7 protein-coding genes are annotated in these 6,672 nt (G+C 54.6%); 1 reads left to right on the top strand and 6 read right to left on the bottom strand.

What is annotated here, in order from left to right; all coding sequences use genetic code 11:
* Positions 1 to 297 precede the first annotated feature (297 nt).
* The 6 genes from QZY48_RS18475 to QZY48_RS18450 form a co-directional block, all read right to left on the bottom strand.
* Positions 298 to 705, bottom strand: coding sequence for a hypothetical protein (locus QZY48_RS18475; RefSeq protein ID WP_295433897.1), 408 nt, complete (start codon positions 703 to 705; stop codon positions 298 to 300).
* A 697-nt stretch (positions 706 to 1,402) separates the two neighbouring features.
* On the bottom strand, positions 1,403 to 1,852 hold the full coding sequence (locus QZY48_RS18470; protein WP_295433894.1) for a hypothetical protein: 450 nt from the start codon (positions 1,850 to 1,852) through the stop codon (positions 1,403 to 1,405).
* Between the two features lie 396 nt (positions 1,853 to 2,248).
* Entirely contained in the window at positions 2,249 to 2,863 is a 615-nt protein-coding gene (locus QZY48_RS18465; RefSeq protein WP_295433890.1) for a hypothetical protein, read from the bottom strand.
* A gap of 20 nt (positions 2,864 to 2,883) precedes the next feature.
* Positions 2,884 to 3,420, bottom strand: coding sequence for a hypothetical protein (locus QZY48_RS18460; protein ID WP_295433889.1), 537 nt, complete (start codon positions 3,418 to 3,420; stop codon positions 2,884 to 2,886).
* A gap of 473 nt (positions 3,421 to 3,893) precedes the next feature.
* A complete protein-coding gene (locus tag QZY48_RS18455) occupies positions 3,894 to 4,217 on the bottom strand; it encodes a hypothetical protein (RefSeq protein ID WP_295433887.1) in 324 nt (107 codons plus the stop codon).
* A gap of 118 nt (positions 4,218 to 4,335) precedes the next feature.
* Positions 4,336 to 4,539: a hypothetical protein gene (locus QZY48_RS18450; RefSeq protein WP_295433884.1), complete on the bottom strand. Its 204-nt coding sequence runs from the start codon at positions 4,537 to 4,539 to the stop codon at positions 4,336 to 4,338.
* A 1,331-nt stretch (positions 4,540 to 5,870) separates the two neighbouring features.
* Between QZY48_RS18450 and QZY48_RS18445 the strand changes: the two genes are divergently transcribed.
* Positions 5,871 to 6,539: a response regulator transcription factor gene (locus QZY48_RS18445; RefSeq protein ID WP_295433881.1), complete on the top strand. Its 669-nt coding sequence runs from the start codon at positions 5,871 to 5,873 to the stop codon at positions 6,537 to 6,539.
* Positions 6,540 to 6,672: the final 133 nt, after the last annotated feature.

Genomic DNA, 6,672 nt, shown 5'->3' with positions numbered 1-6,672 from the left:
CGCGGGTTACCCCACTCCGCAATGGGACCAACACTCGATACGGGCGGGTCGCTAGCCCTTACCCGACGGGGACTTACACCCCGCAAGAGACGCCAAGCTTAGCTCGGCGCGATAACGTCAAGTCTAAAGCGGCGCGCGCCCCTGATGGGCTTGCGAATTAGCACGACGCCCGTGGCGCGCGCTCGTTTTTGAGACAAAGGTTAGCTTCTTGCCATTTTCCGGGAAAAAGAACTCGAGCCTGGCGCCTTATCCCTTATCCCTCACTTAATCCCTCACTTATCCCTCAGTCAGGAACAGTTATTTTGGTCCAACAACAGTGAATTTGCGTGACAATAAGACTTTGCGATCTTGGGACAGTTCTACTTGGTACTCGCCGGGCGCAAGGGGCATGTCGTACTGGTGGAACAACGCTCCAATACCGTGCCCGTGTATAGTACCCTCATTCACTATCTTATTGCGCGAAATATCTCGTAGTGTGAGCATAGATATCCCGGCTGGCGCACCAACCCAAGCTACGGGCTTGTTCGGAAGTGTAATCACGTCAACGTTATCAGGAATATCGGCACTACCACCGCGGGCACGCAGATCAACGAGAAGCCTTGCATACTGGGCACTGTCGGTAAGGTCCAATGTTGCTGCACAACCGCCGATGATGCAGCACAAAATACTAATGGCTATAAGAACAGTAAGCGCATTCTTGGTCATTTCCTCATCTCGACAGTCAATAATTTCCTACGTTTCGGTTCGGGGTGCACGCAAACCGTTCGGTTTGTTCATCACCCTAACCTACGGCCCGATTTGCTGATGCCATTTCAGTTACAAGAACGGCAATCATGGTCTGCCAGTGATTGCTTGCCCTCGCTTAATCATTTTCCGTACTGGCATGTTTTAAATTTCTGGCAGCCGTTACCTTGGCCAAGATATTGAAAACTAACAATACCGTCCGAGCCGGTGCAATGCCTGTCGCCAAGCACTTCAGTGCTGGCACATTGCGTCTCGCATCTTGGCTTGACCTTGGCAATTCCAAACCTACTCTTAAAATGCGCCTTCATCGCTGGACTATTGCATATCTTATAGTAGTATCCGGATTCGTGTTGAACTACGAAAAGCTCAGTTCCTTTGCCCTGCGTCTGAGTCGTGCTGACTAGCTCGTTGAGCAATCTGGAGCAAGACCCACCACTTACTGTGCCGTTGGTTAAGGTGCCGTCCGCTCCTGATTCCACGCAATATGCCCCAGCCGGTCCAGCGCCAAGCCATACAACGGAAGTTGCCGCTAGGAAAACGTTCTTTAGCTCGATCACTGGTTTAATCCGTCCGCTTTCGGGAAACTGGTTCGAAGATTCAGATTAAGGAGGCTAAATGGTGGCCCTTTTACTCGGCCTATTGACTTTCCTCGGTTTCGCTATTGCGCTATTACTTCGGCACTTTTTGGCCGCGGCTCATCGATTGAGTGCCCACGAGACTTCATGCATGAAATGAAAATACTTTTCTTGGCTTCCGAATGATCATCCTGGAATATCGCTTTGTCCATCACCATGCCTCCGGCCTGCGGAAAGATGATACCAAGAGCAAGTCCACCTAAGGCTTTGCCCGCCCTAGCGGCCGGGCTTGGAAAGTTTTCTTCACTATGCTTCTTGCATTCATCTCTATCATTTTCGAGTGTATCCGACGATGTAGCGTGTTGATACGGCGCGCCAATGCCAGTAGCTGAGGCTAGTCCTGGCTTTTGCTCCTGCGCTATCGGCGCACTTGACGTACAGGAGGACGTTACTATGTTGATAGAAAAAAAAATAAGCAGCGATAAGGCGCTAGTGTTCCGAGGGATACAGGCGCCGCTCCGAAACATGATCATTTGGACTCTCCAGCTAACGTCAAGGGCAAGGCGGCGCGCGCCACCGATAAACCTGCAAACCAGCACAGCGCCCGTGGCGCGCGCTCGCTCTTTGGCCGCCCACTAGGCTGCTTTTGATTCCGGGTGAATTAAGTATACTGCCCCCGGAACTCCCAGTAGATTCAGAGGGAAACCGTGGTCTGTCCCTGAGGTATCCCCACGAATTTCGCCTCTGTTTATTCATCCAACAATAGCGCCTGGTGGAATTAGGCGACCTGCTCTTCCGGCGCCAAGAATTCGGATAGAGCGATCTCTACTTTCGTGATGTTCAGAATGAGCGAGGCAAGAAATCTAAAATTTTCCCTCGCGAATTGAAAAACTGCATTCAAGCGGAGTGACCCCGAAACCTTTACCGCCTTACGTCTTATGATCGGGTAACGTTTGAAACATCTGGATCGTTGCTTGCTCAATCGCGCTTCTTTCCATAAGACCTTTCATCATCATTCCAATCAAACCTCCCTGGCCTACCCTGCCCAGTTCTTTGTTTCGCCAAGTCAGCTTGCCCTTGTCCTTATCGAAGATATAGCCGGACATTTCGGCATTACCGGTGCTACCAAACGTCAGCTTTGATGATGAATCATCGAGAACCAGGATTAGCACCCACCGCGCGGAGGCTGGCGGAAGCGAAGCGATGAAATCTCGTGAGGGCGACGCAAGATCGTCACGTGAGATATTCGCTATGAGCGACCGATTCCGTTCAATAGTATAGGAGTATCCCTTCTTTTTCAGGAAGCCTTCGGCGCGAGGTAGCACCCAGGCGTCTAGATCAAGTCGCTGGGATTGGTCGATTCTGTGGTCCAAGACGGGAAGGACGGCGATGCTGTTAATGCTATTGCTGTCAAATCCGGCGAGGACAAAGTCCGCGGGTTTTGTCGTAGCGCAACCCGACATCAACGCCGAAAGCAATGCGCTCATAACGAATAGAGCAAGAGATGATTTGTGATGCCCTGTCTTTGTTTCGTTCTTAATCACGTGTGTTGCCTCTTTTCGGATCACTCGATTTCCAGCGTCGCTAGTACCAAGGGAGCCATGACCAACAGGTTCGAGCTAAGGTCGGCTGCTGATGCGCGGGCCTGGGAGGCGCGGGTCCAGACGATCTTCTTTGTTTGGATGTCATATAAATTACACTCTAGAACAATCCGGGAACCGCCGGAAGCAATTGCACCACTCATCGGGTCCCAACGCCCGCCTGGCCCTGAATAGATATCGCAGCTACAGAACATCAGATGAGATGCTCCTGTCTGTGCGGCGAACTCTGACAATTGCTCTTGTTGCGCAGCATCTAGCGGAGCAGAGTGCCGCTTGATGGTTCGATAGATTGGGCCAAGGTCTGTTGCCGTCTTCGTATTGGCGTCGGGCAAATCGGTCACTTGCGAGAGAGATCCTGTCCTCACTGGCAGCTTGGAACGGAGGGCGGTGGCCAAAGTCGACTGCGCCTCGTTGACCGCACGTGCGTCCACCGGTGAGCGATACCCGGTGTTGACATCGACCTGCTCAACGACGACTGGAGCCAAGAACATCTTGTTCACCCCCGAAATGCGGACAGCTCTTCCGGTGGAGACGACAGGCGTCGTCGTGCATCCCCAAGCGAGCAGAATGCCAACTAAAGCGGCAACGCTTGTTCGGGCTTGACATGATTTCATCATGTGTTGGCAATCAATTTAACAGGTAATGTTTAGGTCGGCCGCTTCGCAAGTACAAGTTGAGGTTACGTTGGCCTAACCCGTAGCCGATGCCGTGGGGCGGCGGTAGTCCATGGGTCGTCTCTTTACCAGTAAGCCTCGGGTCTATAAAGCAGTCACTTGACTGGAAGCGGCATTTTCCGCGGTGTTTCCTTGCGCCGACCCGGTCTTGAACCGTTTTTCGCCGGGTTCTCTGCTTCGCGACCGATTGTCTATGTTATGCTTGCACCTTAAGTCAGTGCCATTCGAGCCTGGCCCCTTTTCCTCGTCACCGTAATTAAAACTGTCACCGTAATTATAATTTCTATACTTTGCGAAATTCACTTTTGGTATACGATAAGGCACTTAGCCGCACCACCGTCGAGCTTATGGTGGATAGTGCGATATATGTAACTCTCAGCATCCGTTATTTCATCCCCGAACGTGCTTATGGCAAGCGCATTGATATCGAGCAGCTCCATGGGTTTTGAATCCCAGAAGAACCCTAACTTTGCCAAGCGATTCTCTGGCATTCCCAGTTCTGGCAATATGCGCATCAAAAATGCGCCCATTTGTGGAACGGTAGGTTCAACAGGGTAAGATACGACCATAAACGCGCAGTGAATGAGCCCCTCGGGTCTGCCTTGCTCGCAAACGGCTGACATCATTATCTTCCGATATTGTACTAGCTTGTCGGTCTACGCAAGCGATCCATTGCCACTAGATCCGCGTCTGTGGCAGCGGAAACGCGGTTATTACAAATCGGGCATAGGCTGCGGAACATCATGATTCCCCCGCTCGAATTTCTTGGAACGCCAATGCAGATACCACAAAATATTTTGTGACAAGTCGCACAGTAATAAGCCCGCCTTTGTGCATCAGCGAGTGTAACTTCTGGAATCGAGTCCCCATAATCAAATAGTGCCGTTGTCCTACTACAATTTTCACAAGGGCGATCAATGCCGCACCTTTTGCATTTTCTACCATGCCATTCGTGCCCTATGTTGCGGGTCTTTCGGCAGTTCGCGCACTTGCAGCCGTCCCAACTGTGCGAAGCTTCGCGAGCTTTTCCGCATCTCGCGCACTTCTCACAATCTGACGACCAGTCATGATTAAGGTCGCGGGTCTTTGAGCAACTTGAGCATTTGCAACCATCCCAATTATGTTCGTCGTCACGAGTTTTGCCACATTTATTGCACTTACAACCATTCCAACGGTGCGCATCCTGGCGTGCTAAGCCACACTTTGAGCATTTCTCACAATTTCTAGACCAGTCATGTGCACCGTCTCTGGTGACGCCGCAGTTGGAGCATTTGCAGCCATCCCACTTGTGACGAAAGAAACACTTGAGATTCATGGGTGAGTCCCGTTTTCGCGGTGCCTAACGAATAAGCGTTTATCCGGCGTGCGCGCCCAACTGACCCCGCGTCAGAGCGCGACGCCGCGCGCGCACGACGGATAAACGTTTGCTAGGATTCTAGTGTATTAGACTGGATGCAGTCTAGTACCCAAGCATCCTACGCCCCCCAGCCATGCCGACCACCCCCACGACCCCCCGCCGCCAAGACGGCACCCCCCTCCAACTGAGACCGCTACCTGGACCTCCTGGTCCACCGCGGCGCGCCCGAGAAGATGCGCCCCTGGTACCTGCGCCGGGTCGAGGCCTTCCTGAAGGCGCTGCGCCCGAAGTCCCTGTACCGGCTGACGGCCAAGCAGCGCGTAGCTCGTGTCAGGCGCGCGCCAGGCCTTGCTGTCATCCGCGATGCCGGACGCGCCGTAACCCGACAGCCATCAAGCGCTGCGTCGGGTTACGCTTCGCTAACTCGACCGACGGACTGGCGTTAAGGTGTCCGAACGAAACCGGTATCAAAAAAGGGGACGGTGCAAAACCGCCGGGACGGCGATTTTGCACGTCGAACCTCCCTGTTCCCGATCTCCTTGTCCCGAACGTCCCTGCCCTGAGCGTCCCTGTCTCCAGCCTCCGTGTTTCCAGCCTCCTCGTCCTGAACGTCCCTGCTCCCGGCGGATAGACCTTGAACGCTGATCGGTCCCTCTAGCCATTCAAGGTGGTCTGGGTGCGGTGCGCGGCCTGTCCCGGGCTCAGCAGCATGGACAAATTGTCATGGAACCCCCGCCGCGCGTAAATCCCATATTCATGGGTGACGACACCCCATCGTGCCAGGTGCGGCGGGTCACGCCGGACGCTTGCCAGGCAATCACTGCCGTCCTATGATGAATAGCGTATGAGCCAGGCCCCGGCGGCTGATCAGGTACGACCCCAATGAACCGGTGATACGGTATCCGGCGAGCACATAACCATGCCTTCAGCGATTCCTTTTCCCGCGTTGCGACAGGTATTGGTCGTCGAAGACGATCCTTACTTCCAACGCGCCGTTGGCGAGGCGGTCGTCCAGGTGGGGACCCCCTGGCTGGTGCATGGCTGTAGCACCGGGACCGCGGCCCTGGCCTTCTGCAAGGCCCCCGCCGCGGGCCTGGACCTGGCCCTGGTCGATCTCGGGTTGCCGGATCTGGACGGCATTGAGGTCATCCGCGCCGTCCATGTCCGTTTTCCCGCCGTGCCGATCATGGTGATCTCGAGCGTCTGCGCCGAGACGCGGGTGCTCAGCGCCATTCGTGCCGGGGCGCTCGGCTATCTCCTGAAGGGCGACTCGGGCATCTCGATGACGCGCGCCATCGAGCAGATCCTGGCCGGAAATTATCCGATCAGCCCGAAGCTGGCGCGTTGTCTGTTCAAACTCGCCGGGCAGGGCTCGGCCGCCGACGCGACCGCGCTGCCCCGGCTGACGAGCAAGGAAACCGAACTGCTGGGTCTCCTCGCCGACGGCAAGTCCTATAGCCAGGCGGCGGAGCGGATGGGCGTAGCGCTGTCGACCGTCCAGTCCTATATCCGCAACCTCTATCGCAAACTCGATGTCCATTCCCAGACGCAGGCCCTGTTGCGGGCGCGCGAGCATGGACTCCTGTAGCAGGGTAACGAGCCAAAAACAAGCTAAACGCAATCGTTGTCGTTGTCGTTGTCGTTGTCGTTGTCGTTGTCGTAATCGTAATCGTAATCGTAATCGGAGAGGCGATGCAATTTGGGCAGCGAAAGAATCCGGG

Source organism: uncultured Thiodictyon sp. (assembly GCF_903828115.1).
Taxonomy (GTDB): domain Bacteria; phylum Pseudomonadota; class Gammaproteobacteria; order Chromatiales; family Chromatiaceae; genus Thiodictyon.
The sequence above is the reverse complement of the archived record's forward strand: the minus strand, read 5'-3'. Positions and strand labels throughout refer to the sequence as shown.